This is a genomic window from Flavobacterium sp. Arc2, assembly GCF_041431385.1.
Classification (GTDB): Bacteria; Bacteroidota; Bacteroidia; order Flavobacteriales; family Flavobacteriaceae; genus Flavobacterium.
On sequence record NZ_JASMRH010000030.1, the window covers coordinates 21,419 to 45,787 of the forward strand.

Consider the following 24,369-nt stretch of genomic DNA (forward strand, 5'->3'; position numbering starts at 1 on the left):
GGCTTCCCATATAGGAAGCCATTTTTTTATGCTGTCGTTTTAGCTTATTAAAGCCAAATTAAAAATCAAATTTATAGTTTGCACCTACCACGATTTGAAAACCTTGAACACGGTAATTCAACCATTTTTGATAATCATTATTCGATATATTATTCGCTCTTACAAAACCGGTCAACTGACTGTTGTATTTATAACCTATGTGCGCATTAGCATCAAAATAACTATCTAATATTACTGGAGAAGAGTTTAATGCAAAAGCGGTATTCGATTGAATATCTTTACGCTCTCCTACATAAAAAACAGTAGCTCCAGCAAACCATTTTTGAGTAATATTAACATCAATACTAGAATTTAATTTAACGGTTGGCAAATTCCAAGCTTCTTGCTGGAAATCGTTTGTATAACTATTGACAGTTCCACTGATACCAAAAGTTACATTATCTGAAAAATCAGCTTTCAAGTCTGCAGATAAACTTAAAGTTTTCATATCATCATAAACGACTTTAAATGAATTCCCATACTCATAATCTTCATTTGATGCATTTTCACTGTAATCATTACTTTTATACAATGCTTTATTTTTTTCGTTCACATAAGACCCGCGAATATTATAACTCACGTTGTTCACTATTTTCCCTTTTAAACCAGCATAAACATCATATTGCTTGTCTGTAGGCGCAATATTCAAGGTTGGTGACAAGAATGTATTTTCATTAGCAAAATCCATATAAGAATTTTGCTCTAAGTTTCCTTCGGCACCAGCATAAAAAATCATTAAGTCCCCAACTACCTTGTAAGAAGCACTAATTTGAGGATACAAATACAATTTATTATCACTGTTTTCATTATCTAAACTATAGAAAACTTTAGCACCGATATTCAACGTCCAATCCTCTTTTTGCATCACAAAACTAGGCGCAATACCAAAATTTGTATACCCGTATTTTAACGGTTGAACATTATTCCTGTAATATTCCTTAAAACTACCACCTACATAGTCAACTATTACATCTGTTTTAACTGACTCGTCCATCACGTCAAATTGCAAAGACGGCTTGATGTAAAATCTGTTTTCAGATGAACCTAATGCATCCGTAAAACGATTAAACTTCATGCTTGCTTCATTCAACACACCTTCATTAAAATCAACTTTACCCCCAAAAGAAATCGTGTTATAGGTATGCTGTGGGTCAATTCCATAAATCAAATCTGATCTATCAGACGCATTTAAAGAAGCTCCAAAATTTTCCGGTAATCCATACCAGTTATAGATCTGATTTTTATACCCTAAATCCACATTCCAAGACATATCATTATAGTTAGCCCCATAAGTCAAATCGATTGACGAGTCATAAAAGCGATCGTCTAACTCTGCACTGCTTATTCCCCCTTGCGAAGAAAGATGACGAAACATTCCGCCTACGTAATCATTATTATCGAGCTCTTGGTTGACAAACAATTCGGCATTTAAAGTTCTGTAACTTCCAAATCCAAGTGTCGCATAATTATCATACATATGCTCTTGTTTTGTCTTTTCTACACCTTCCGCTTTTCCTTTTGAAGGTGTAAAAGTAGAGGCAACTGGAAAAGAGAAAATAGAATATTTAATTGTTTCTTTTTTAGCATTCCCTTCATCATCCAGAACTGGAGTCTCCTGTACCTTGAAAGCATCTGAAACTGCAGGAGTATAAGGTTTCACAACGTTTACAACCTCAGAACCTATATTTTCTTCTTTCTTTTGTGCGAAAGAAACCTGAAGTACTAGAAGTAAAAAGGCAATTGTTATTTTATTTTGGAAATTAAATTTCATGTATTTTTGTTTTATTATAAAAAAGGCATCTACAAGGCTGTTTTCTTGCTTCCGGCATTTTGTACTTTATCTAATCTTTTTTCTTTTATCTTATTTTTTAAACTACTTCCCATTCTCCCTGCGCAACAAATTGAGATTCTCCTCCAATATTTATATCAAATAGATTCTCCTCTAGTTGCCCTTCAAAATATATTTGAGAATTTCGATTGATGCATTCTCCTTGGTTGTTCACCATTTTTATTTTAGTTGAGTGATATTTTAATAAAAAAGCTTGCAAACAAGTACTAGCACTTCCTGTTGCTGCATCTTCTATAAGCTGATTGTTTTCAATACACAACATTCTACTCGTAAGCATTTCATTTTCTAAAGTAAAAAAATACAAAGCTTTGTGGTCCGTTTTACATTTTGCTTTAAGCCATTCTGCAGTTTTATCTTTATCTATTTTGACCGCGTTCAAAGTCTCTTTATCTTTCAGCGGTACCATTACAAAAGCACTTCCTGTAGTTACTTCCTGAACCACAAAACGATTATCAAAATCAGTCACACTCAAATTACTAAAAGACGCAAAATCTTCCTTCATAAAAACATCCAGAAAATCTGGTTGAGCTGCTTTTAACCAAACTAAATCTTTGACTTGACGGACTGAAATTTCTCCTATTAGAACATTTAATTCAATCGCTTTTGGATGATGAGCAAATATTCTATTCATCAAAACCCACGATGTCCCTATTATTGGATGTCCTGCAAATTGCATTTCATGTGCAGGAGTAAAGATTCTAATTGTTGCTTTATTATCTTCAGCAGCCATAGCTGTAACAAAAGTACTTTCGGCAAAATTAATTTCTCTTGCTATTTGCTGCATTTGATCCGTCGTTAAATCAGCTGCATCTAAAAAAACAGCCAGTTGATTTCCAGCATATTTTTTTTTACTAAATACATCTATAATATAAAAAGGAATAGTCATTTTTTAAATAATTTTAAATTCACAGCAACCGCATTATTCCAGTTGTTTTTTAAATATTCCTAATTCGTTATCGATGAATTTGTTTTTGACTCTTCCGTTTTAATGGCACCTAATTCTCTTTTCGCTTCAGATATTACATCTGGGAAATCAGTGAAATTTTCAATTACATTATCTAAAATATAAGTCGCCTGAAAACTATCTTTCAAACCGTAGAAATTCTTAGCCATTAGAACTAAACCTTTGGCACCAAAATATCGGTAACCTGAATAATTTTTAGCTAATTTTTGAACCGCTGTATTTGAACTCTCAAACTTTCCGTCTTTGTTTTTAAAATAAGCATCATAATACAACGCTTCTGCTGCTAATTCTCCTTTAGCGATTGTTAGCAATTTAGCATATCCTGATCTCGCTTTTGCCTCATCTCCTGTTTGAATTGCTGAACGAGCAATGATGATTTGTGCATCACTCTTCACATTATCGTCCGTTTTAGGATTACTCAAAACTTTATCTGCATAGATAACTGAGCTTGAATAATCTTTCTTATCGTAGTAACATTTCATCAAATTAGATTGTGCAAACACTTTGTTTTGAGGAAAGTCAGCTTCATTCTCAAGACGAAGCAATACCGGAATCGCTTTTGCATTATCTTTATCTTTCAATAAAACTTGAGACAAACGAGCTAAAGATTGTTCTGTAAATTCATTTCTAGGCTGTCCTACTACGAATTCATAATTAGGAACCGATTTAGCCTCTAAACCTTCAGAGAAGTATGCTTGAGCTAAATAAAAGTTAGCCTGTAAAGAATGAATCCCCCTTGGAAAGCTAGCATTGTATGCCGTAAATCCAGAAATAGCCTGCTTGTTATTATTCTGCTCAAATTGTTTTAATGCTGATTCATACGTATCGTTATCTAAATCTGCATCAGTAACTGCAACAAAATCTAAAGTTCGCACCCAAGTAGCATATTCAGCCACTCTTCCACCGTCAACATAAATCAACCGTGCTGTTGAAACCGCCTCAAGTGCCTCTGGAGTTTTAGGGAAATCAGCCGCTACTTTTTTAAATTTCGTCAAAGCATCTGCATTTCGATCAGAATTGTAATAAATTAACCCTTGACGCAAAATTGATTTTGCAGTATAAGATCCGCTCTTAAATTCAGAAATTAGACGGTCAAATGTTTTCAAAGCCAAATCTTGTTTTCCACTTGCAACATAAGTATTTGCTAATTCATACATCGCATCATCTCTATAGTTTGATCTTGGATACAGCTGTATAAAAGAATTCAACTCTTCAATTTTTTTATCGTTTCTGGCAACAAAGCCATAACAAATTGCTTTTTGATAAAAGGCATAATCAGCATCAACACCCTTCATCTCGATTGCTTTATTATACGCCTCCATTGCAGGCCAATATTTTGAGGTTACAAATTGACAATCCCCTAATCTTAGGTAAGAATCTGTCAATCGCACTTTGTCCTCTTTCGCGGTTTCAATTTGGTTTTGAAAATAGGTAGCCGCCTGATCGTATTCTTTCAATTTGAAGTACGTGTATGCAATATTGTAATTAATGTTTTTATATTCTGATGCAGAGGAAGCACGAGATGATCCTGCAAATTGTTTAAAGCTCAATAATGCATTTTTATAATCACCCAAAACATATTCGGTTTCCGCTTTCCAGAAAGTGGCTCTTGCTGTAATAGCAGCGTCAATTTGCCCGTCTATAGATTTTTTAAACATTTTTAATGCTTCTGCATAGTCTCTGTCAGCATAGAATTCTAATCCTCTGTAAAAAGTAACTTTTTGATAAGCCAATTTATTTTCAGGACTTTTATTTTTTTCCAATAAAATTAATGCTTCCTTGTAATTTTTTGAAGAGATGTACGAATCAATCAACAATTTTTCTACTACGGAACGGTTGGCATTATCAGGATATTTTTTTATAAAACCCAACAAAACTGCTGGCACACTTTGATACGAATTCCCAATTTCATAACTTAATTTCGCATAGTTCAAACTCGCATCTTCTTGTATCGAAGCATCGAATGACATTTCAGAAGCATTTTTAAAAGCATTCAAAGCTTCTTGTTTTTTATCTAACTTCAGGTAACTTTCACCTAAATGATAATAGGCATTTTGTGCTACAAAATCTTTCCCGCTTACAATCTTATTGAATTGTGAAATGGCATTTTCAAAATCATTTTGCTTGTAATAAGCATAACCCAATTGATAAAAATCAGTATTATTCCATCTGCCTTTTTTTCCTTTGTATGCTGCCAAATAAGAAATCGATTGCTCGTACTTTTTTAGGTTAAAATAGCTCTCTCCAATAATTTTATTCAGTTCAGACTTTTCAATCGCATTCGATTTAGCCATGGCTTTTTCGCCTAGCTCAATCGCTTTTTGAAAATTACCTAGCTTAAAATTCATATCAGCTTGATAGTAGGAAAGCTTTTCTTTGTATTTTTCTTCACCAGACACGGCATCAAAATACTTCGTTGCTTCCTTATAATCATCACCCTCATAAGCGATAAAACCTAAATAATACTTCGCTTGGGAACCATATTCTTGGGAGTTTACAACCTTATTAAAATAAGTAGTTGCCTCTTTTTTATTTTTCGAATTAAAGAAACTATATCCTTTTTGGAAATTAAACTTATCTCTATCGCTAGAACTCAGTTGGCTTTCATTTACCTTTTCGAACCATTGTAGCGCTTGAGGATAGTTTCCTTGATCAAAATAATAATGAGCCACTTCTATAAAAGCCTGATTGCTCTTAGCGCTTGTAGGATAGTCTGAAACGAAACGATCCATGAGCATATCAGCATTAGCCTGATTCATACGGATCGCGCAAGTAGCATCATAATAAGAACAATCTGATTTTATCTCGTCATTGTTAGTTTCTGACTTTACTTTTTCGAATATAATTTTAGCCGAAGCATATTGTCCGTCATTAAATAACGAAAGGGCTTTATCAAAATCTTTTAATTCATGGGTATATATTGTTGATTTTTGTGCCGAAACAGAAAAAGATGTAACAAAAACCAGTAAAAAGAGAAGCCAAGAAATTTTACGCATTTTATTTTTTTTTAATATTCAAATGTATCATATTCTATGGTCTATAACGAATCCCCTTTCGGTTTTATTATGAACAAATGTTTTAACAATGGAATTATTAGCGCTTAATCACTCTTCAAGCTACTTATAAAACTACAAATCATCGCTCATTTTGATTTCGACAACTATCATTATCCATTGATAAATTTATATTCGGACTAATCCCAGTTATTACATGAAATTTATTTTGAATACAACCGTTATCTTATTACTTTTACCCAATAAACAAATGCTAATTATGTCTCAAGCTATACTGTCTTTAAAAAACGTGACCATTCATCAAGAAGATAAAGTGATTTTATCTAATATTAATTTGGACGTAAACCGTGGTGAATTCTTATACATCATTGGAAAAACAGGATCAGGAAAAAGTAGTTTGATGAAAACGCTTTATGCTGATATGCCATTGACAGAAGGCGAAGCACACATTGTAGATTTTGATTTAGCAAGCTTAAAAGAAGATGACATCCCTTTTTTGAGAAGAAAAATTGGTATTGTATTTCAGGATTTCAAACTGTTACCAGACCGTACTATTAAAGACAATATGTTATTTGTGCTTAAAGCTACAGGATGGACTGTTAAAGATGAAATGGACAGAAAAATTGACGAGGTATTAGATAAAGTTGGAATGAAAGAATACGCCAGCAAAATGCCACATCAAATCTCTGGTGGAGAACAACAACGTGTTGCCATTGCCAGAGCATTGCTTAATGACCCGGAACTTATCCTTGCCGATGAACCAACCGGAAATCTAGATCCACAAACAAGCGCCGAAGTACTTGAAGTATTGAGAAAAATCAATGCTAATGGAAAAACAATAATAATGGCTACCCATGATTATGCTTTGTTAATGAAATTCCCATCGAAAACATTAAAATGTGAAGACACTAAAATATTTGAAGTAGTTCAAAGAGCAGTGTAATGCTTTCCATCCTTATTCCAATCTACAATTACGATGCATTTCCTTTAGTAAAAGAATTGTATAGTCAGTGTTTGGAAGCCAAGATTGATTTTGAGATCCTTTGTCAGGATGATTGTTCTAGTGAATATCTAAACGAAAATCAAACAATAAACACCTTAGAAAACTGTACTTTTTCCAGAAACAAAACTAATCTAGGAAGAGGCCACAATATAAATACACTCGCTAATCAGGCTGCTAAAGATTATTTGTTGCTTGTAGATTGCGATACTTTCCCAAAAAACAGACTTTACATTCAAAATTACGTCGACTGCATTCAAAAAGGAAATGCCACAGTTCTTTATGGCGGAATTATATACGAAAGCAAAAAACCAAGTACAGAAAAATTATTGCGTTGGGTGTACGGAAACAAAAGAGAGGCGCTTTCACTAGAACTCAGGACTAAGAATCCAAACAGGAATGCCTTAACTTCAAATTTAGTAATTAAAAAAGAGATTTTCACAAAACACCCTTTTGACAGTACAATAACAAAATACGGTTATGAAGATTTGTGTTTTCTAGTCGAGTTAGAATCGAATGGATTTGTGGTCAATCATATCGAAAACCCTACTTATCATCTAAACTTAGAAACTTCAGAACAATTTCTAAAAAAGACAAAAACAGCGTTAGAAAATTTAGCTTTTATCTTTGAATCAAAAAAACACGTTACTACCGAGAGCAAAATAATTACCGCTTATACACTGTTAAAAAAGATAGGGATTACTAGATTAATTGCGCGTACCTTTAAAAAAGGCGAAAACGTTCTAAAAAACAATTTGCTTTCAAAAAAGCCTTCATTGTTCGTTTTTGATCTTTATAAGCTGGGCTATTTCTGCCAATTGCAAAATCAAAAATCAATTTTTACTCGCTAACTCCAAGAACAATTCGTTCCAGTGATTCAGTATAAAATCGCTATTATACTGAGTAACACTTTTAGCCGCCTTACTCCCAAATGATTTTCTCAGCTCTTCCTCTTGCATTAATTGCTGTAGTTTTTCTACAAAAACATCCTCATCGCCATCGGGAATCAGGAATCCGTCATCATCATTCTTTATAATTGCTCTAGGACCACAAGGACAATCGTAAGCAATGCAAGGCAGTCCAGAACTCATCGCTTCAATCAAAACCATCGGAAAACCTTCTTGCCGTGAAGTCATAACAGACACAGAAGCTTCTTCATATTTTGCAGCAATATTTTGCACCGGTTCATAAAAATGCACGCTTGAATCAATGCCTAACTTCTCGCCTACTGCTTTTAAGGAAGTCACCTCTTTTCCATAAATTTCTAAAACCCAATCTGGGTGTTTGACCACCACTTTTTGCCAAATTAACAGGAGTCGGTCCAATCCTTTTTCATATGAATTTCGAGCAACTGCTATTACTTTTTTATTCTTTAATTCTGCTGTTTTTTTGGGTTGCAACCAAGAAGGGTTAGGAATTACTATCGAATTATTCAAATCCCATTCTGCCAAACTTTCGTTAGACAATGCAACGAATTTCGTGAATTTTTTAGCGCCAAAACTTTTAAAATTATATTTTAAAAACCGAATCCCTTTAGACAAAAGCCCATACTTGTCTTTTGACTCTTCAATGTATTTTGATCCATGACATTCAAAAACGATTGGCACTTCGCTTTTAATCAAAAACGGAATTGCAAATGCTTTTATACCGTTGTCACAAACAATAACAACATCTGGATTTACTAAGGCTATTTGTTTTAATAGTGACTTGTTATAGGTGTTTAAAAATTGAAATAGATTTCCCTTTAAAATCATATCATGAAATATAATTTTATCGTCAAAATCATAAAAAGGAGTGGAATTACCGTTGTTTTGGGTAAGAACATGCACTTCATAATTCCACTTCTCTATAAGCACTTTCGTTTTTATAGCTAATGTTCTGGCGACCCCACCTTCATTATTTATATTGGGTACTATATAAAGTAGTCTCATTTTTTTGAATCCATAAATTCACTAAAATCTCTGATATAATCTTCTTCTATAAATACATCAGAAGCAAAAACCAGACATATCGAGCCCGAAGAGAAATTCTCTAATTCTCTCCATATACCTGTTGGTATGTACAATCCAATATTGGGTTTATTTAAAACAAATGATTTTTTACTGTATCCGTCATTAAGGACAACCTCAAAACTTCCGCTTAAAGCAATCAATACCTCAGCCTGTTTAATATGCGAATGTCCGCCTCTAAAAGCAGTACTCGGCACATCAAAAAGATAATACACTCGTTTAAATTCAAATGGCAAAACATCCTTTTGAATAAAACCTAAATTTCCGCGTACATCTTCGACGACCGGAATTTCCAGTAATTGTATTTTCTCTAGTGTGCTCATTTGTTTACTCAATATTAATTTTCATCAAATCTAACCATTGCTGTCCAATTACGTCTAATAGAAAAGGCTTAATACTATTTGCTGCATTCTGCTTGCAGTGTTGATATAAAGTTTCATCAATGACCATTTCGTTCATCGCTGCTGTAAGCTTATTAAAATTTTGATCCTCTACTAAAAGGCCGTTTTCTCTATCTAAAATCATTGTCGAAGGCCCTGACGAACAATTAAAGGAAACGACAGGCGTACGACATGCTAACGATTCTAAAATAACATTAGGCATCCCTTCATTTTTACTGCTTAAAGTTAAGAACTTCGCTTTTTTCAAGTATTTATAAGGGTTTTCCTGATAGCCTAAAAAACGAACAAAATCTTCAACATTATTCTCTTTTGCTACACTTTCTAATGTGTTTCTATCCCCGTTTCCTAGTATTAAAAGATGTATTTTTTTTTCTGGTAAAATAGAATTCGCATAACTCATAATGAGTTTATCAAACTGCTTTATCGGGTTTTCAAACTGCCCAATAGCGATACAATAGCGAAATGGAAGTGATTCTTCTTCATTACTCTTTTCATTGATTTCTTGAGTATTAATAGGATTTGCAATCGTAACTACATTTTCTAATTGATGCGTTTTTACAATCAATTCCTGCATCTGATCTACTAAAGCCACATTAGCATAACAGTGATTGTACATTAATCTTGTTAGCCATGAATTTCTTGGCATATAATGATCTATCAAAAAACTATGTACTGTAAATATTGTTTTGGTATTATAAATTAATCTCGAAATTATAAGTTCTTGAAATACTTTAGTTCGAAAGCGAAAATCAATGATAAAATCAAAATCATTAGCCTTTAGATACTTTTGCAGTGCAATCAATCGCTTGCCTTTATTAATAATCCCATTGCTTTCATTTTTCAATAAACCTAGATTAACCAGTTTACCTGCATAAGGAAAAGAAACTTCATCAATTACAATGATGTTATGGATTTCAATGCCTTTACTTTCGAAAAAAATAGACAAATTAGCCATCACTTTATCACTTCCACCAGCGCTCAGACGGTAACCAATTAAAGCAATTTTATGTTTTTTGTTAGGCAATATCATTATCGATTTCTTATTTTCGTATCAAATATATAACTCTTTTAAAAAGATATGCAAGATAAATCATTAGTTACTATTATTTGCTTGTGTTACAATCAAGAGCCCTATGTTATAGAGAGTTTACAATCTGTTATCAATCAGGATTACAAACTGATTGAGCTTATTATTGTGGATGATTGCAGTACTGACCACTCTAAATCAGTAATAGAAAAATGGCTTCTTGACTATCCGGAAATTCAATTTATAGCAAACGAAACTAATCTAGGAAGCACCAAATCATTTAATAAAGCCCTAAAAATAGCCAAAGGAGCGTATATCATTGACTTAGCTGCCGATGATGTTTTACTAAACAATTGTGTAAGCCTGCAATGTAATGCTTTTACCAATAGTCCTTTTAAAAACTTAGGAATGGTTTATGGAAATGCAGCATTAATCAATGAGAATGGTGATTTTGACTCTTATTATTTTGCAGTTGACCACCATAAAAATGTGATTCAAAAAAGAGTAACTGGTGACATCTATTTATCCGTAATAACGGGTGGCAATAGCATTTGTTCTGTTTCGTCAATGGTTAAAAAAACTGTTTTTGACGCACTTAATGGCTATGATGAAAATCTAGCGTACGAGGATTTGGATTTTTGGATTCGTTCTTCCCGCGTATATGAAGTTGATTTTATTGACAAAATTTTAATTAACAAAAGAAACGTAGCCAATTCATTAGGAACCACATTTTTCAAGAGAAGGAACAAAATCAACAATTCGACTTTTATAATATTGAAAAAAGCGATTCAGTTAAATCGAACTAACGAAGAAAACAAAGCGATTTTAAAACGAATTCATTTTGAGATAATTTTAGCTTTTCGAACTTCAAATTTTGAGTTAGTACTAAAGTACATCGCCATGGAGATTAAGCTTCGAATAAAAATTCTACTTTAAAAAATCATCGAATAGTTAGATAATCCTCTAATGATTCGCGTTCCGCTTTCCAGTCTCTCGAAATCATATTTCGTATCAATTTAACCGGCATACCCGCTAGTAATATGTTTTCCTCTAGCTTAGAAAAATCTTTATTGCACAAACTATTTGAAGCTACGGTACAGTAATTTGGCGTATGAGTACCTGGCATAACAGACACTCTGTTTCCAATATAATTATAGTTCCCTATAACTACAGGCTGCGTAACTTTATATCGCTCTCCTGTACTTGTATCAATCATTTGATGAAAATTAGTATCCATAATTTGAGATTCTGAGCCAAAACGAGCAAAATCTCCTAAAACAACACTTTCAATAGCAATCAGTTTAGCATTAGAAGCCATTGATGCCATATGTCCAAATTCACAATAAGCACCCTTTCCTATGTAGATAAAATAATCTTTTCCAAATTGAAGATGTCCTTTAAAAACTAATTTTCCTGTAAGACTAATTTCCGCAATTCCTTTATGTAAGGTGTTCATTTCATAAGGTTGCCCAAAGCCAATCATCCCCTTTCTAATAGGCGCAGTGATTTCGATCTTACCAGAAATATCTGTTAATTTTACTTTCCCGTAAAAAAATACAGGCAGTTTCTTAGCGGTGCGATAAGGAAACTTCTTAAAATTAAAATAAAGCGTTTTAGGCCAGTTCACACCGGAGTAAAACTTCAACTTATGGTAGCCTATTTTAAGATTATTGATCATTTTTTTTCTTTATTATAGTATTGAAAAATGATTTTAACTCCATTTTTTTATTTAAGTGATATAACACATATAGTATTGACAACAAAGCCATCAGCAACATTGAGGTGTATTTTACAAATGTATTTGGCACATATCTTAGCGCAAAAGTAGTAATACACATTGCAATGCAGACGAAATAAAGAATATAAAAATCACTCTCGAAATAAAAATCATATCTCTTTTTAGTAATTACTTTTAAAGCAACAAAATGAATGCTATAATAGATTAAAAAACTAATCCCAAGTCCTTCAAGTCCATAAAAATAATACCCCAAAACATTCATCACCAAGGAAAGCACATTAAAAACTACAGCTGTTAGTATAAACATTTTAGAATCTCCTTTGGCAATCAGAATAAACCCCATCGACCAAGATACGGCTCTAAACAACATCGCTAAGATACCGAAACAAACCATTGGTATAATGGAAATGAATTTAGGAGTATATATGACTTTTACAATCATCGGAATAAATGTCAAAAACAGAATCACTATTGGCGTTATAATCAAAATTGAAATGAACGATTGCTGAATAACACTCGCTCTCACTTTTACATTATCATCACTAATAGAAGACAATCTCGGAAAATAATCGGTACTCATTACCGTAAAAATGATTCCAACATAAGAATTCAACAGTGTAAAACCAGCAGTGTAAAAACCTACTTCTACTAAACCGCCTATTTTCCCAACATAAATCTGAATTAAATAACTAGACAGCAAAGTTAACAATCCGCTTATTGTTAATAGAATACCCAGCTTAACTATGCCTTTTCCTTCAATTAGTAACTCTTTGGTTGTGAGATTATTTTTTGGAATTTCTATTTTTTTCGAAAAATAAAATGCAAACAAAAATGAGCTTAATGAAATAATAATCATTGTTGGTATTATTGCATCTATTCTGTAATAATAATATACTGGAATTGAAACAAGCAAGCCCATTAAATTTCCATAGAAATTGGCTTTCGCCAGAAGTCTCATTTTTCTCAAGCTTTGCAAGACCACTAATTGGCCTGAAGCCAATTGTTTTAGCAAAACCGTAACTGAAATCAAGACAAAGGCCAAAGTATAATCTGTATTTCCAAAAGTAATCGTGCTCAACCACGAGGAAAAAAATATGGCCAGTAGCGCACCAAAAATTCCGGTACCCAAGACTAGTTTTTTAACCGTGGAGACCATCGTAGAAACACTACTTAAATCATTTTCCTTATACTTGCCGGAAATATGCTTGACAGCACTAGTTTCAATTCCCAAACCCGAAACACCGCTAATGATATTTATAGCCGAATTCAATAACGAAATTATTCCCATCCCTGCTGGACCAATAAACACGGCAATCAGCTTTATACGAACTATTGAAATGATAATATTCAAAAATTGCACCCCTCCGAAAAGCGAAGTGGTTTTTACAATTTGTTCGTAGGATGCTTTGTCACTCACTATTTAGTACTTATTTAAAATTGCTATAATAAAAGTTACTTCTTCGGCTGTTAAAACGGGACTTATAGGTAAACTCAACACCGTTTCATGTATTTTTTCAGTAATAGGAAGTGATATATTATTCCACTCTAGCAATGCTTTTTGCTTGTGTGGAGGAACGGGATAATGAATCACGGTCTGTATTCCATTTTGATATAAATACTTTTGTAATTCTTCCCTGTTTTCTGTTCGAATAACAAACAAATGAAAAACATGATTGTTTGAAGAATCCCATTTGGGCAGCATTATTTTATCATTCTTAATTTCAGATAAATACCTACGTGCGATTGCTCTTCGTTGGTCATTCTCTATATCTAAATGCGGTAATTTCACATTCAAAAAACCAGCTTGCAACTCATCTAACCTTGAATTTACTCCAGCATAATCATTGTAATATTTGGTTTCTGAACCATAATTACGAAGTGAAAATACGATTTTGGCTAATGCCGAATCATTTGTAACTATCGCACCACCATCACCTAGTGCGCCTAAATTTTTACCGGGATAAAAACTAAAAGCAGCAGCATTGCTTAGATTCCCCGCTTTCTGAGGTTTATAATTTGCGATAGCGCCATGAGACTGAGCCGCATCTTCTAATAGTAGTAAATTGTGTTGAATTGCGATTGCGTTTATAGAATCCATCTCGGCTAATTGTCCGTACAAATGAACGGCTAGAATTGCTTTGGTTTTTGAAGTAATTTTTCCTTGAATTAAATCAGGGTCGATGTTATAGGTTTCCAACTTTGGCTCGACCAAAACCGGAATTAAATCTGCTTCGAGAATAGCTAGAATACTTGCGATATAGGTATTGGCAGGAACAATGACTTCATCTCCTTTTTCTAACTTTCCTAATTCAATGTAGCCTTTAAAAATCAAAGCCAAGGCGTCAAAACCATTCCCTACCCCGATGCAATATTTAGCCCCGCAATAAACTGCAAAATTACTTTCAAAAGCGCTGACTTCTTCGCCCAGAATGTACCAGCCATTTTCTAAAACTGCTTTCATCTTCTCTTGAAAAGCAGTTTCATACGGAGTGTTTATTTTTTTTAAATCTAAAAATGGTATCATATGAGATTCATTTTATAAAAATCCTGACTGTAAACAGCGCAACCTAATTCTTCTTTTTGTTTCAAAAGACCAGCATGATATCCTTTTTCATTATCGTCATTCACAATCCCCATATCAAAAAACTGTTTTCCTTCTCGCTTGTATTTATGTATTAAATTAATAAATAGAAAATCCAATGCACGCAACTCCTCCCCTTTCTTAGTAGTAGCACCATATTGTGATTTCACCACTGTATCTGTTTCAAAAAGTGTAATTCCGGCAATTATATCATTGTTATAATACACAGAAAACTGCTTGATGTAATCCGGAAAATTACTCTTTAACTTTGTTATTTCTTGTAGGGTATGAACTGGTTGAGCATCGTATTTATCCAGTAATCTAGGTTCTAAAACCAATTCCCAGAAAGATTGTAATTGCTGTTCTTCAACTATTTCTAAATCGAGATCTTCAATTTTTCTAAAATGCTTTAATTTACTTTTTGAAATCGTTAATGGCAGTGCTAAATTGACAGCCAAATTCATTTCTTTTTTATCTAGAAACGCTCCGTTTTTAAATAGAAAAAAATCTATTTCATGATTTCCCCCAGAAGAATAAAAAAAAGGAATAGGTTTAAAATAAAAAAACTGCATTCCTTTCTCTTTTAGAAAAGATAAAAGAGATTCAATAATATCTCCTACTACTTCTCCATTTATTTTAGAGGAATACACCAGTCCGCCATAAGTCAAACCTTGATGAGAATAAACGGTCTCTTCAACGCGGTTTGCAGGCAATACTGCAATAAGTTTATCGTCTTTAAAAATAAGTATAGAATAATCTTGAAATCGGTCTGAATGGTATTCCATAAAATCCCGATGAAAAAGAAAGGTAGCATTTTTGGCTTTGCTTATAAAAGCATTCCAATTTGCATAATCACTACCTTGATATTGTTTGACGGAATAATTTTTCACTGTTAATTTTTAGACTTCGTGAAAGTAATCATTTTTTACTCGTTTACTAAAGTGGGTAAATACCATTTGAATCTTACCGCCATCAAACGAACTGAAATAATTACCATTGAGGTTATTAAATATAAAATATCATTATCTAAATTGAAGTTTTTCAGCATAAAAAATACAATTCCGCCCAGAATACAAATAGTGGCATAAATTTCTTTTCTAAAAATCACTGGTATCTCAGCACATAAAATATCCCGAATAACACCTCCAAAACAAGCGGTCATGGTTCCTAAAGCAATACAAACGATAGGATGTAGACCAACACTAATTCCTTTTTCGAGACCAATTAGCGTAAAAACACCAAGCCCAATAGTATCAAACAAAAATAGTGATGTACGGAGTCTCTCGAATTTCTTTCTAAATATCAGTGCTAAAGCAAAAGCAATGCATATCACATATACATACTCTAAATTAAGCATCCATCCCACAGGTGTTGTTCCAATCATTACATCCCGCAAAGTCCCTCCGCCTACAGCAGTAACAAAGGCAATAATAAACACACCAAAGAGGTCCAATTTTTTACTCATCGCAGTCAACGCTCCCGATAACGCAAAAGCAATTGTCCCTATGATATCCAATAAATGAAACATGTTTTTTTTGTGAGTTTAAATTGAGAAAAATGTATTGTTTTTTCTAAAAACAATTGCTGCAAAATTAAAGAAAAATACTTGTGGAAAGTAGTTCTGACAGACATATCTGTAGAATCTCTTTTCAGGTTTACAAATATTCTGTTTCAAATTTTTAAAACTGCCCGTTCTCTGCGTATCTTTGTTTCCTCAATAATAATTAAATTTTAGAATCACTTGAAACAAATCACTTCAATTCAAAATCCATTCATAAAATCTTTGGTATTATTACAAGAAAAAGCTAAAAACCGCAAGCAAACCGGTACTTTTTTAATTGAAGGAAAACGAGAAATTTCCTTAGCACTTAAAGGAGGTTATGAAATAGAAACGCTCTTATTTTACCCTGAAATCTGCACTGAAATTGAGGCAAAAAAGATATCAAATACTACGGAGCTAATTGAAATAAACAAAGATGTATTTCAAAAACTGGCTTATCGTGATACTACTGAGGGTATTTTGGCCATAGCCAAAGCAAAATCACAACAGCTGTCTGATTTAAAATTATCAGACAACCCATTGATTCTTGTTGCCGAAGCTACTGAGAAGCCTGGAAATATTGGTGCTTTATTGCGAACAGCAGATGCTGCTAATCTTGATGCCGTAATTATTGCCAATCCCAAAAGTGATTTGTACAATCCAAACGTTGTGCGTTCGAGTGTCGGTTGTTTATTTACCAACCAAATTGCAACTGGAACAACGGCAGAAATCATTGCTTTTTTACAAGAGAAAAAAATCAATTTCTACTGTGCTACTTTGCAAAACTCAACATCATATCATACCCAAGATTACACGACACCAACAGCGCTAGTTGTTGGTACAGAAGCAACAGGCTTAACGCAAGAATGGCGTGATGCTGCTACCCAAAATATTATAATTCCTATGCAGGGCGAAATCGACAGCATGAATGTTTCGGTTGCCGCAGCGATATTGATTTTTGAGGCCAAAAGGCAAAGAGGATTTTAAAATAACATTTATTAATTCCAGAATTAAACAAGAAAAAAAACAAGAGTATGAAAAATAAATTATTCGCACTAATAACGCTAATCACAACAACACTTTCTTTCGCTCAAATAACAGAGCCACAAGTGGACGCATTGGTAAATAAAACCTTAACTGCATTTAATGTCCCTGGAATTGCAGTAGCCATTGTAAAAGACGGAAAAGTAGTTCTTGCCAAAGGGTACGGAGTAAAATCTATCGATACTAAAGAAAAAGTAGACGCCAATACTTTATTTGGTATTGCTTCTAATAGTAAAGCTTTTACAAGTGCATCATTAGCCATACTAGTGGATGAAGGAAAAATAAAATGGGATGATAAAGTCATTAAATACCTTCCTAATTTTAGAATGTACAATGATTATGTAACTCAGGAATTCACTATTCGTGATTTATTAACACACAGAAGCGGACTTGGTCTTGGAGCAGGTGATTTAATGATTTGGCCTGACGGAAGTAATTTTACTGCCACTGACATTATTCAAAACTTACAATATTTGAAGCCTGTTTCGGCTTTTAGAACTAAATATGATTATGACAATCTGTTGTATATTGTAGCGGGAGAAGTGATTCATGTAGTTAGTGGAAAAAGCTGGGGTGACTTTATTGAAGAGCGTATTATGGAACCATTAGAAATGAATCACAGCGCAGCTTCATTTGTTCGCTTAAAAGACTCCACTAATATTATTGCCCCTCACGTACCTATAGATGGAAAGCTAAAAGTAATCAAACGCTACAAAAACCAGCTTTTTGATGCAGCGGCCGGAATCTATTCTAGCGTAAATGACTTAAGCAAATGGGCGATTATGCAAATGAATAATGGAAAATATGGTCCTGAAAACAAGCAGTTATTTTCAGAGAAAGAGCATGATGAAATGTGGCAATTGCAAACTATTATTCCAACTAAAACGAAAGCTCCCTATAACACACATTTCAATGGTTATGGATTAGGTTGGTTTTTAAGCGATGTAAAAGGGTACAAACAAGTTACGCATACTGGAGGTTTAGAAGGAATTGTAACTCAGACTACTTATATTCCAGAATTACAGCTCGGTATTATTGTATTGACAAACCAGCAATCAGGTTCTGCATTTAATGCGATTACAAACACCATAAAAGATAGTTATTTAGATATTGTTTCAGAGGATTATGTTACAATATACAGCAACCGCATTAAAGCTAATGAAGAGAGCGCTGATAAAGTAACCGATGAAGTGTGGGCTACCGTTGCAAAAAACAAAAAAGACAAAGTAAAAGTTGACCTAGCTTCAATTACAGGAACCTACCAAGACAAATGGTTTGGAGATGTTGTTATAAACGAGAAAAAAGGGAGGTTATTCTTTGAATCTAAACGTTCTTCTCAGCTTAGTGGAGAGGTGTTTTTCTATAAAAAAGGAAACTATGTGGTAAAATGGAACAATGCTTATTTACATGCAGATGCCCATCTCTTTTTTACCTTTGATGAAAACGAAAAAGCTATTACTCTAAAAATGAATCCTATATCTAATCTAACCGATTTTAGTTATGATTTTCAGGATTTGGATTTTGTTCGAATTGAAAAAAAATAACCCTAAAATATCCTTGAAAGAGCAGGCAAAATATAAAATATCAGGCCTTAATTTATCGCTTGCATATATGCTAACTTATAGTTATTTTTAGAAAATGAACCATGCCGCTATGACAGAAATAGATATAGAAAAAGAGAACAAAGCAATTGCTCAGGAATACAAAGAATTACTTCGTATCAGTTACCAAACCTTGTCTCCAGAAGACAAAAAACTAATACGTAAGGCATTTGACGTTGCTGTAGAAGCCCATAAAGAACAAAGAAGAAAATCAGGAGAAGCCTATATATTTCATCCTATTGCTGTGGCAAAAATAGTCGCTTCAGAAATAGGTCTTGGTGCCACTTCTATTGCTGCAGCATTATTGCATGATGTTGTAGAAGATACTCCTACTTCTGTTAAAGACATTGAACGGATTTTTAATCCAAAAGTAGCGCAACTTGTCGAAGGATTAACTAAGATTTCTCTAGTTCAAAAGGACATGAACGTATCGATGCAAGCCGAAAATTTCCGTAAAATGTTATTGACGCTTAATGATGATGTGCGCGTTATCCTGATAAAAATTGCCGATAGATTGCACAACATGCAAACCATGGAATCCATGGAAAACCATAAACAAGTCAAAATTGCCTCTGAAACCTTATATATCTATGCACCGCTTGCCCATCGTCTAGGGTTATACAACATCAAAACACAACTAGAGGATTTAGGGTTAAAATATACTGAACCACCCATTTACAATGATATAGTAAGTAAAATAAAAGAGACCAAAGACCAACAGGATGCCTATATAAAAGACATCTCTGACGTGATTAAAACCTCTTTAGATGCTGAAGGTGTTGAATACATTATAAAAGGTCGTCCAAAATCGATCTATTCAATCAGAAGAAAAATGCTGACTCAAAATGTAAGTTTTGATGAAGTCTATGACAAGTTTGCTCTTCGCATTGTTTACAAAGCAAACCCGCATGATGAGAAGTTTCTTGCTTGGAAAATATACTCTATTGTAACCGACCATTATCGTCCAAGTCCAAGTCGTTTACGCGATTGGATTTCCTCGCCTAAATCTACCGGATATGAAGCATTGCACATTACGGTAATGGGACCAAAAGGACGCTGGGTAGAAGTACAAGTTCGCAGTGAACGTATGGACGAAATTGCAGAAAAAGGATACGCAGCACATTACAAATATAAAAACGGCGCCACAGAAGAAGGTGGTTTAGATGTTTGGTTAAACTTACTTAAAGAAGCACTCGAAAATTCAGAAACCAGTGCCGTAGATTTTGTTGAGGATTTTAAAATGAATCTTTATTCAAAAGAGATCTATGTTTTCACTCCAAAAGGAGACATCAAATCCTTACCTAAGGGAGCTACTTCGCTGGATTTTGCCTTTGGCATACATTCTGAAATAGGGATAAAGACCCGTGGAACGCGTGTAAACGGAAAATTAGTTCCTCTAAATTATGAATTAAAAAATGGGGATCAGGTAGAAATTATCACTTCCCAAAATCAAAAACCAACAATCAACTGGCTTGATTACGTTACCACGTCCAGAGCAAAAAATAAGATTAGAAATGTCTTAAATGAGAATACTAAAAAAATTGCTGAAGACGGAAAAGAAGTTCTAACACGTAAATTAAAACATCTTAAAATAACTTTAAACGAAGGTGTTGTTAATGAATTAGTCAATTTTTTTAAACTAAAAACCAGTTTAGATTTGTTTTATAGAGTTGGTGTGGGCTCAATTGACAACCAGCAACTGAAAGATTATGCTGCTCAAAAAAGCAATACTTTAATCAATTTCTTTAAAAGTAAAATGAAACGTTCTGGACCAACTGCTGATGCAGACGTCCACAAACAAGTATTGAGCAGCAACTATGACATGCTTGTATTTGGTAAGGAACAAGATAAACTAGACTACAAACTATCAACCTGCTGTAACCCCATTCCAGGAGATCCTGTTTTTGGATTTGTTACCATTAATGAAGGTATAAAAGTGCATAAGAAAGACTGTCCAAATGCAATCGCAATGCAGTCCAACTACGCCTATCGTATCATGCAAGCTAAATGGATTGATTCTTCACAACAAGAATTTAAGGCCATCATAAATATTACAGGAATGGATACTTTAGGACTTACAAATGAGTTGACTAAGGTAATTTCGAATAATATGCAGGTCAATATTCAAAGTATATCATTAAACGGCGATGCCGGACTATTCAAAGGGCAGTTAATTGTTGTGGTTCAGAATAGCACTTTACTGAATAAACTAATCGATAATATTAAAAAAATTGACGGAATCGATAAGGTGACACGTGTTTACAAAAAATAAAAGCATTGGGATGAAATCATAATTATCGATTTTTTTGATACATTCAAGACTACAGGATTTAAGTTCTTTTTGTTTCAAAACTCACAAATTATGCTCTTATAAGTCCTTAAACTTGAAAACTATTAGAATAAATAATTTATCTTTGCCAGATATGACACTCATTTCAACAGATAACAACAAAAACCAAGAAATTGTAAAAAATGTATTTACAATGTATCTTGAAAAAAAAGGGCACAGAAAAACTCCTGAACGTTATTCCATCCTACAAGAAATTTATGAAAGTCAGGAACATTTTGATATCGAGAATCTTTATATCAAGATGAAAAATAAAAACTACCGTGTTAGTAGAGCGACCTTATACAATACAATTGAGTTGTTATTAGACTGTGCTTTAGTTCGCAAGCATCAGTTTGGTCAAAATCAAGCACATTACGAAAAATCATACTTCGACAAACAACATGATCATATTATCATGACAGATACTGGAGAAGTGATTGAATTTTGTGATCCAAGAATACAAAGCATCAAAAAAACAATCGAAGAAATATTTGATATTGAAATCACAAATCACTCCTTATATCTATACGGAGTTAAGAAAAAACCAAAACTCGAAAGCGAAGTTGAAGCTGAAGTTGAAGAACAAAAACTTGACTAAAGGTTAAAATAGTATAGCAAAAATTAATTAGTACGGACAACATAAAAGTGGTCTCAATAACAAATAATAATTAGAATGACTGTAGATTTATTACTAGGATTACAATGGGGAGATGAAGGAAAAGGGAAGATCGTTGATGTTCTTACTTCAAAATACGATATTATTGCTCGTTTTCAAGGTGGACCAAACGCGGGACATACTTTAGAATTTGACGGAATAAAACACGTCCTTAGAACTATTCCTTCTGGAATTTTTCACGACAATAATATTAATGTTATTGGAAATGGTGTTGTAATTGACCCAGTTGTTTTCAAAGGTGAAGTTGACGGTTTAGCTAAATTTAATTTAGATATTAAATCGAAATTAATCATTTCAAGAAAAGCACATTTAATTTTACCAACTCACCGTTTACTTGATGCAGCTTCTGAAGCTTCAAAAGGGAAAGCTAAAATTGGTTCTACTCTTAAGGGAATTGGACCAACTTACATGGACAAAACGGGTAGAAACGGAATTCGTGTTGGAGATATTGAACTAGAAGACTTCAAAGAAAGATATAGAGCGCTTGCTGACAAGCATGAAGCAATGATTGCATTTTATGATGTGAACATTCAATATAATCTAGAGGAACTTGAAAAAGAATTTTTTGAATCTATCGAAGATTTGAAAAAATTAGATTTTATTGACAGTGAAGAATATTTACACCAAGCTCAAAAAGCAGGTAAATCAATACTATGTGAAGGAGCGCAAGGTTCTTTACTAGATGTAGATTTTGGAACATATCCATTTGTAACTTCTTCTAATACTACTGCTGCAGGAGCTTGTACAGGTTTAGGAATTGCTCCTAACAAAATCAAAGAAGTTTACGGAATTTTCAAAGCTTACGTAACACGTGTAGGTAGCGGACCATTTCCTACTGAACTTTTTGACGAAGACGGTACTACAATGGCACGCGTAGGAAACGAATTTGGATCTGTTACAGGAAGACAAAGACGTTGTGGATGGTTAGACTTAGTTGCACTTAAATATGCAGTTCAAGTAAATGGCGTTACACAATTGATGATGATGAAAGGTGATGTTCTTTCAGGATTTGAAACGTTAAAAATATGTACTGAGTACACCTATAAAGGTAAAAACATCGCTCACTTCCCATACAACATTGAACCAGAAAATGTAACTCCAGTTTACAAAGAATTCAAAGGTTGGGAAGCAGATTTGACTGGTATGACAACATACGAGGAATTGCCTATCGAACTAAAAGAATATATCGAATATATTGAGCAAGAAATTGAAGTTCCTATAAAGATTGTTTCTGTAGGACCAGATAGAAAACAAACTATCCTTAAATAAGTTTAACTAACGTCCCGATTCATCGGGACGTTTTTTATTTTAACTTTATCCAAGTCCATTTCAAAAAACAAAAAAAATAAAACTTTAGTTTACAACTACATACGAATGAAGGATCCTATAATAGACATAAAAAAAACCGAACTACTTTCTGACAACTGGTATATACTAAACAAAGTAACTTTCGACTACCAAAAAAACGATAATAGCTGGATTACTCAAAAGCGAGAAGTGTACGATCGTGGAAACGGAGCCGCTATTTTACTTTATAATTCGAAACAAAAAACAGTAATTCTTACAAGACAGTTTCGTTTACCAACCTACTTAAACGGAAACAAAACGGGGATGATGATTGAGGTGTGTGCGGGTATGTTAGACCAAGACAATCCAGAACAATGCGTCATTAGAGAAACGGAAGAAGAAACAGGATATCGCATTAAAAAAGTCGAAAAAGTAATGGAATCCTATATGTCTCCGGGTGCTGTTACTGAAATTCTACACTTATTCGTGGGCGAATATGACGAATCTATGAAAGTGAATGAAGGCGGCGGAGTAGCACATGAAGAGGAAAATATCGATGTGATGGAAATGTCTTATGACGAAGCTTATGCGATGATTGCGTCTGGCGAAATTAAAGATGCCAAGACAATCATCTTATTGCAGCATGCTAAAATTAACAAGCTCATATAAAACCATCCCTTTTTTTAAGAATAAAAATAACTACGCAAAAGGTCTTTTATTCGCATTGTGCGCTACCTTACTTTAGTTAGTGAATTTTGTGATTGCAAGCGGTATAAAAGGCCATATTCCATCAGAAGACAGATAGGAAAAGAGCGTATTATTGGATTTTTTTACTTTCTAGATCTTGATTGCCGCTGCTCTTTGTGCGGTAGAATACAATTCTGCGCCAACCTCTGCGCATATGGGAGTGGGTCGGGTTTTACTCAATGGTTCCGTTAAAACTTTTTGATTCACTATACACTGTAATTCCAAAAAGATTCCATTTTAAAATTCCGTTAGCAATAAATTCAGATTTTGAATTCGTTTCGTAATTATTCGTTTCAATTGAATTAAATTCCCAAACATAACCACTAACCAGTCCTGTCAAAAAACTGTTGCTTTCTATTGGAATGTATTTATTTACGTCAATCGAGTATTTGACAATCATATTTATGTCAAAAGTCAAATTATCTTCAAGTACTATTTGTTTAATTTGCTGGATTCAAGTTACTAATGCAACTTTTTGGTTAAACATATAATTTGGTGTTTCAAAATTAAATCTTTTTCTCGG

21 protein-coding genes are annotated in these 24,369 nt (G+C 33.6%); 9 read left to right on the forward strand and 12 right to left on the reverse strand.

Annotation, left to right across the window (positions count from 1 at the left end):
• Positions 1-58 precede the first annotated feature (58 nt).
• The 3 genes from QO182_RS16945 to QO182_RS16955 all read right to left on the reverse strand — a co-directional run bounded on the left by QO182_RS16945 (position 59) and on the right by QO182_RS16955 (position 5,848).
• On the reverse strand, positions 59-1,810 hold the full coding sequence (locus QO182_RS16945; RefSeq protein ID WP_371538954.1) for a TonB-dependent receptor: 1,752 nt from the start codon (positions 1,808-1,810) through the stop codon (positions 59-61).
• A gap of 97 nt (positions 1,811-1,907) precedes the next feature.
• Positions 1,908-2,774: a PhzF family phenazine biosynthesis protein gene (locus QO182_RS16950; protein ID WP_371538952.1), complete on the reverse strand. Its 867-nt coding sequence runs from the start codon at positions 2,772-2,774 to the stop codon at positions 1,908-1,910.
• 59 nt (positions 2,775-2,833) lie between these two features.
• Positions 2,834-5,848 carry a tetratricopeptide repeat protein gene (locus tag QO182_RS16955; protein ID WP_371538950.1) on the reverse strand — a complete coding sequence of 1,005 codons (3,015 nt, stop codon included), beginning with the start codon at positions 5,846-5,848 and terminating at the stop codon, positions 2,834-2,836.
• A gap of 277 nt (positions 5,849-6,125) precedes the next feature.
• Between QO182_RS16955 and QO182_RS16960 the strand changes: the two genes are divergently transcribed.
• Together QO182_RS16960 and QO182_RS16965 are read left to right on the forward strand one after the other, a co-directional pair.
• Positions 6,126-6,809, forward strand: coding sequence for a cell division ATP-binding protein FtsE (locus QO182_RS16960; RefSeq protein ID WP_371539112.1), 684 nt, complete (start codon positions 6,126-6,128; stop codon positions 6,807-6,809).
• Positions 6,809-7,717 (forward strand): glycosyltransferase family 2 protein, encoded by a 909-nt coding sequence (locus tag QO182_RS16965; RefSeq protein ID WP_371538948.1) that lies wholly within the window; start codon positions 6,809-6,811, stop codon positions 7,715-7,717. Before QO182_RS16960 ends, QO182_RS16965 begins: the two co-directional genes overlap by 1 nt.
• Here the strand turns inward: QO182_RS16965 and QO182_RS16970 are convergent.
• The 3 genes from QO182_RS16970 to QO182_RS16980 are packed head-to-tail and all read right to left on the reverse strand — an operon-like array spanning position 7,700 to position 10,306.
• On the reverse strand, positions 7,700-8,797 hold the full coding sequence (locus QO182_RS16970) for a glycosyltransferase family 4 protein (RefSeq protein WP_371538946.1): 1,098 nt from the start codon (positions 8,795-8,797) through the stop codon (positions 7,700-7,702). The genes QO182_RS16965 and QO182_RS16970 overlap by 18 nt on opposite strands.
• On the reverse strand, positions 8,794-9,198 hold the full coding sequence (locus QO182_RS16975; protein WP_371538943.1) for an FdtA/QdtA family cupin domain-containing protein: 405 nt from the start codon (positions 9,196-9,198) through the stop codon (positions 8,794-8,796). The genes QO182_RS16970 and QO182_RS16975 overlap by 4 nt, the downstream gene beginning before the upstream one ends.
• A gap of 4 nt (positions 9,199-9,202) precedes the next feature.
• Positions 9,203-10,306: a glycosyltransferase gene (locus tag QO182_RS16980; RefSeq protein ID WP_371562972.1), complete on the reverse strand. Its 1,104-nt coding sequence runs from the start codon at positions 10,304-10,306 to the stop codon at positions 9,203-9,205.
• A 48-nt stretch (positions 10,307-10,354) separates the two neighbouring features.
• On the opposite strand from QO182_RS16980, the gene QO182_RS16985 reads away from it, so the two are divergent.
• Positions 10,355-11,239, forward strand: a complete 885-nt coding sequence (locus tag QO182_RS16985; RefSeq protein ID WP_371538938.1) for a glycosyltransferase — start codon at positions 10,355-10,357, stop codon at positions 11,237-11,239.
• Positions 11,240-11,243: 4 nt separating this feature from the next.
• On the opposite strand, the gene QO182_RS16990 is transcribed toward QO182_RS16985, so the two are convergent.
• Genes QO182_RS16990 through QO182_RS17010 form a run of 5 tightly spaced genes read right to left on the reverse strand, consistent with a single transcriptional unit; the run spans position 11,244 to position 16,150 of the window.
• Positions 11,244-11,981, reverse strand: coding sequence for a transferase (locus QO182_RS16990; RefSeq protein ID WP_371538935.1), 738 nt, complete (start codon positions 11,979-11,981; stop codon positions 11,244-11,246).
• Positions 11,971-13,458: an O-antigen translocase gene (locus QO182_RS16995; RefSeq protein WP_371538933.1), complete on the reverse strand. Its 1,488-nt coding sequence runs from the start codon at positions 13,456-13,458 to the stop codon at positions 11,971-11,973. Before QO182_RS16995 ends, QO182_RS16990 begins: the two co-directional genes overlap by 11 nt.
• A 3-nt stretch (positions 13,459-13,461) precedes the next feature.
• Entirely contained in the window at positions 13,462-14,565 is a 1,104-nt protein-coding gene (locus QO182_RS17000) for a DegT/DnrJ/EryC1/StrS family aminotransferase (RefSeq protein WP_371538930.1), read from the reverse strand.
• Entirely contained in the window at positions 14,562-15,512 is a 951-nt protein-coding gene (locus tag QO182_RS17005; protein ID WP_371538927.1) for a FemAB family protein, read from the reverse strand. Before QO182_RS17005 ends, QO182_RS17000 begins: the two co-directional genes overlap by 4 nt.
• 35 nt (positions 15,513-15,547) lie before the next feature.
• Positions 15,548-16,150: a trimeric intracellular cation channel family protein gene (locus tag QO182_RS17010; RefSeq protein WP_371538924.1), complete on the reverse strand. Its 603-nt coding sequence runs from the start codon at positions 16,148-16,150 to the stop codon at positions 15,548-15,550.
• Between the two features lie 213 nt (positions 16,151-16,363).
• Here QO182_RS17010 and QO182_RS17015 point away from each other — a divergent pair, with 213 nt between their 5' ends.
• The 6 genes from QO182_RS17015 to nudK all read left to right on the forward strand — a co-directional run bounded on the left by QO182_RS17015 (position 16,364) and on the right by nudK (position 23,768).
• The gene (locus QO182_RS17015; protein WP_371538922.1) at positions 16,364-17,149 is read left to right on the forward strand and encodes a TrmH family RNA methyltransferase; all 786 of its coding nucleotides are present in this window, start codon (positions 16,364-16,366) and stop codon (positions 17,147-17,149) included.
• Between the two features lie 47 nt (positions 17,150-17,196).
• On the forward strand, positions 17,197-18,750 hold the full coding sequence (locus QO182_RS17020) for a serine hydrolase (RefSeq protein WP_371538920.1): 1,554 nt from the start codon (positions 17,197-17,199) through the stop codon (positions 18,748-18,750).
• Positions 18,751-18,859: 109 nt separating this feature from the next.
• Positions 18,860-21,079 carry a bifunctional (p)ppGpp synthetase/guanosine-3',5'-bis(diphosphate) 3'-pyrophosphohydrolase gene (locus QO182_RS17025; RefSeq protein WP_371538916.1) on the forward strand — a complete coding sequence of 740 codons (2,220 nt, stop codon included), beginning with the start codon at positions 18,860-18,862 and terminating at the stop codon, positions 21,077-21,079.
• Between the two features lie 151 nt (positions 21,080-21,230).
• Positions 21,231-21,734 (forward strand): Fur family transcriptional regulator, encoded by a 504-nt coding sequence (locus tag QO182_RS17030; RefSeq protein WP_371539109.1) that lies wholly within the window; start codon positions 21,231-21,233, stop codon positions 21,732-21,734.
• A gap of 75 nt (positions 21,735-21,809) precedes the next feature.
• Positions 21,810-23,081, forward strand: a complete 1,272-nt coding sequence (locus QO182_RS17035) for an adenylosuccinate synthase (protein ID WP_371538914.1) — start codon at positions 21,810-21,812, stop codon at positions 23,079-23,081.
• A gap of 105 nt (positions 23,082-23,186) precedes the next feature.
• A complete protein-coding gene (gene nudK / locus QO182_RS17040) occupies positions 23,187-23,768 on the forward strand; it encodes a GDP-mannose pyrophosphatase NudK (RefSeq protein ID WP_371538911.1) in 582 nt (193 codons plus the stop codon).
• A gap of 250 nt (positions 23,769-24,018) precedes the next feature.
• Here the strand turns inward: nudK and QO182_RS17045 are convergent, their stop codons facing one another.
• Positions 24,019-24,246: a hypothetical protein gene (locus tag QO182_RS17045; RefSeq protein WP_371538909.1), complete on the reverse strand. Its 228-nt coding sequence runs from the start codon at positions 24,244-24,246 to the stop codon at positions 24,019-24,021.
• Positions 24,247-24,369: the final 123 nt, after the last annotated feature.

Excerpts from the sequence above, each read along its gene's own strand:
- QO182_RS16945 (WP_371538954.1), bottom strand. The coding sequence starts at position 1,810 with ATGAAATTTAATTTCCAAAATAAAATAACAATTGCCTTTTTACTTCTA.
- QO182_RS16950 (WP_371538952.1), bottom strand. The coding sequence starts at position 2,774 with ATGACTATTCCTTTTTATATTATAGATGTATTTAGTAAAAAAAAATAT.
- QO182_RS16955 (WP_371538950.1), bottom strand. The coding sequence starts at position 5,848 with ATGCGTAAAATTTCTTGGCTTCTCTTTTTACTGGTTTTTGTTACATCT.
- QO182_RS16960 (WP_371539112.1), top strand. The coding sequence starts at position 6,126 with ATGTCTCAAGCTATACTGTCTTTAAAAAACGTGACCATTCATCAAGAA.
- QO182_RS16965 (WP_371538948.1), top strand. The coding sequence starts at position 6,809 with ATGCTTTCCATCCTTATTCCAATCTACAATTACGATGCATTTCCTTTA.
- QO182_RS16970 (WP_371538946.1), bottom strand. The coding sequence starts at position 8,797 with ATGAGACTACTTTATATAGTACCCAATATAAATAATGAAGGTGGGGTC.
- QO182_RS16975 (WP_371538943.1), bottom strand. The coding sequence starts at position 9,198 with ATGAGCACACTAGAGAAAATACAATTACTGGAAATTCCGGTCGTCGAA.
- QO182_RS16980 (WP_371562972.1), bottom strand. The coding sequence starts at position 10,306 with ATGATATTGCCTAACAAAAAACATAAAATTGCTTTAATTGGTTACCGT.
- QO182_RS16985 (WP_371538938.1), top strand. The coding sequence starts at position 10,355 with ATGCAAGATAAATCATTAGTTACTATTATTTGCTTGTGTTACAATCAA.
- QO182_RS16990 (WP_371538935.1), bottom strand. The coding sequence starts at position 11,981 with ATGATCAATAATCTTAAAATAGGCTACCATAAGTTGAAGTTTTACTCC.
- QO182_RS17000 (WP_371538930.1), bottom strand. The coding sequence starts at position 14,565 with ATGATACCATTTTTAGATTTAAAAAAAATAAACACTCCGTATGAAACT.
- QO182_RS17010 (WP_371538924.1), bottom strand. The coding sequence starts at position 16,150 with ATGTTTCATTTATTGGATATCATAGGGACAATTGCTTTTGCGTTATCG.
- QO182_RS17020 (WP_371538920.1), top strand. The coding sequence starts at position 17,197 with ATGAAAAATAAATTATTCGCACTAATAACGCTAATCACAACAACACTT.
- QO182_RS17025 (WP_371538916.1), top strand. The coding sequence starts at position 18,860 with ATGACAGAAATAGATATAGAAAAAGAGAACAAAGCAATTGCTCAGGAA.
- QO182_RS17030 (WP_371539109.1), top strand. The coding sequence starts at position 21,231 with ATGACACTCATTTCAACAGATAACAACAAAAACCAAGAAATTGTAAAA.
- QO182_RS17035 (WP_371538914.1), top strand. The coding sequence starts at position 21,810 with ATGACTGTAGATTTATTACTAGGATTACAATGGGGAGATGAAGGAAAA.
- nudK (WP_371538911.1), top strand. The coding sequence starts at position 23,187 with ATGAAGGATCCTATAATAGACATAAAAAAAACCGAACTACTTTCTGAC.
- QO182_RS17045 (WP_371538909.1), bottom strand. The coding sequence starts at position 24,246 with ATGATTGTCAAATACTCGATTGACGTAAATAAATACATTCCAATAGAA.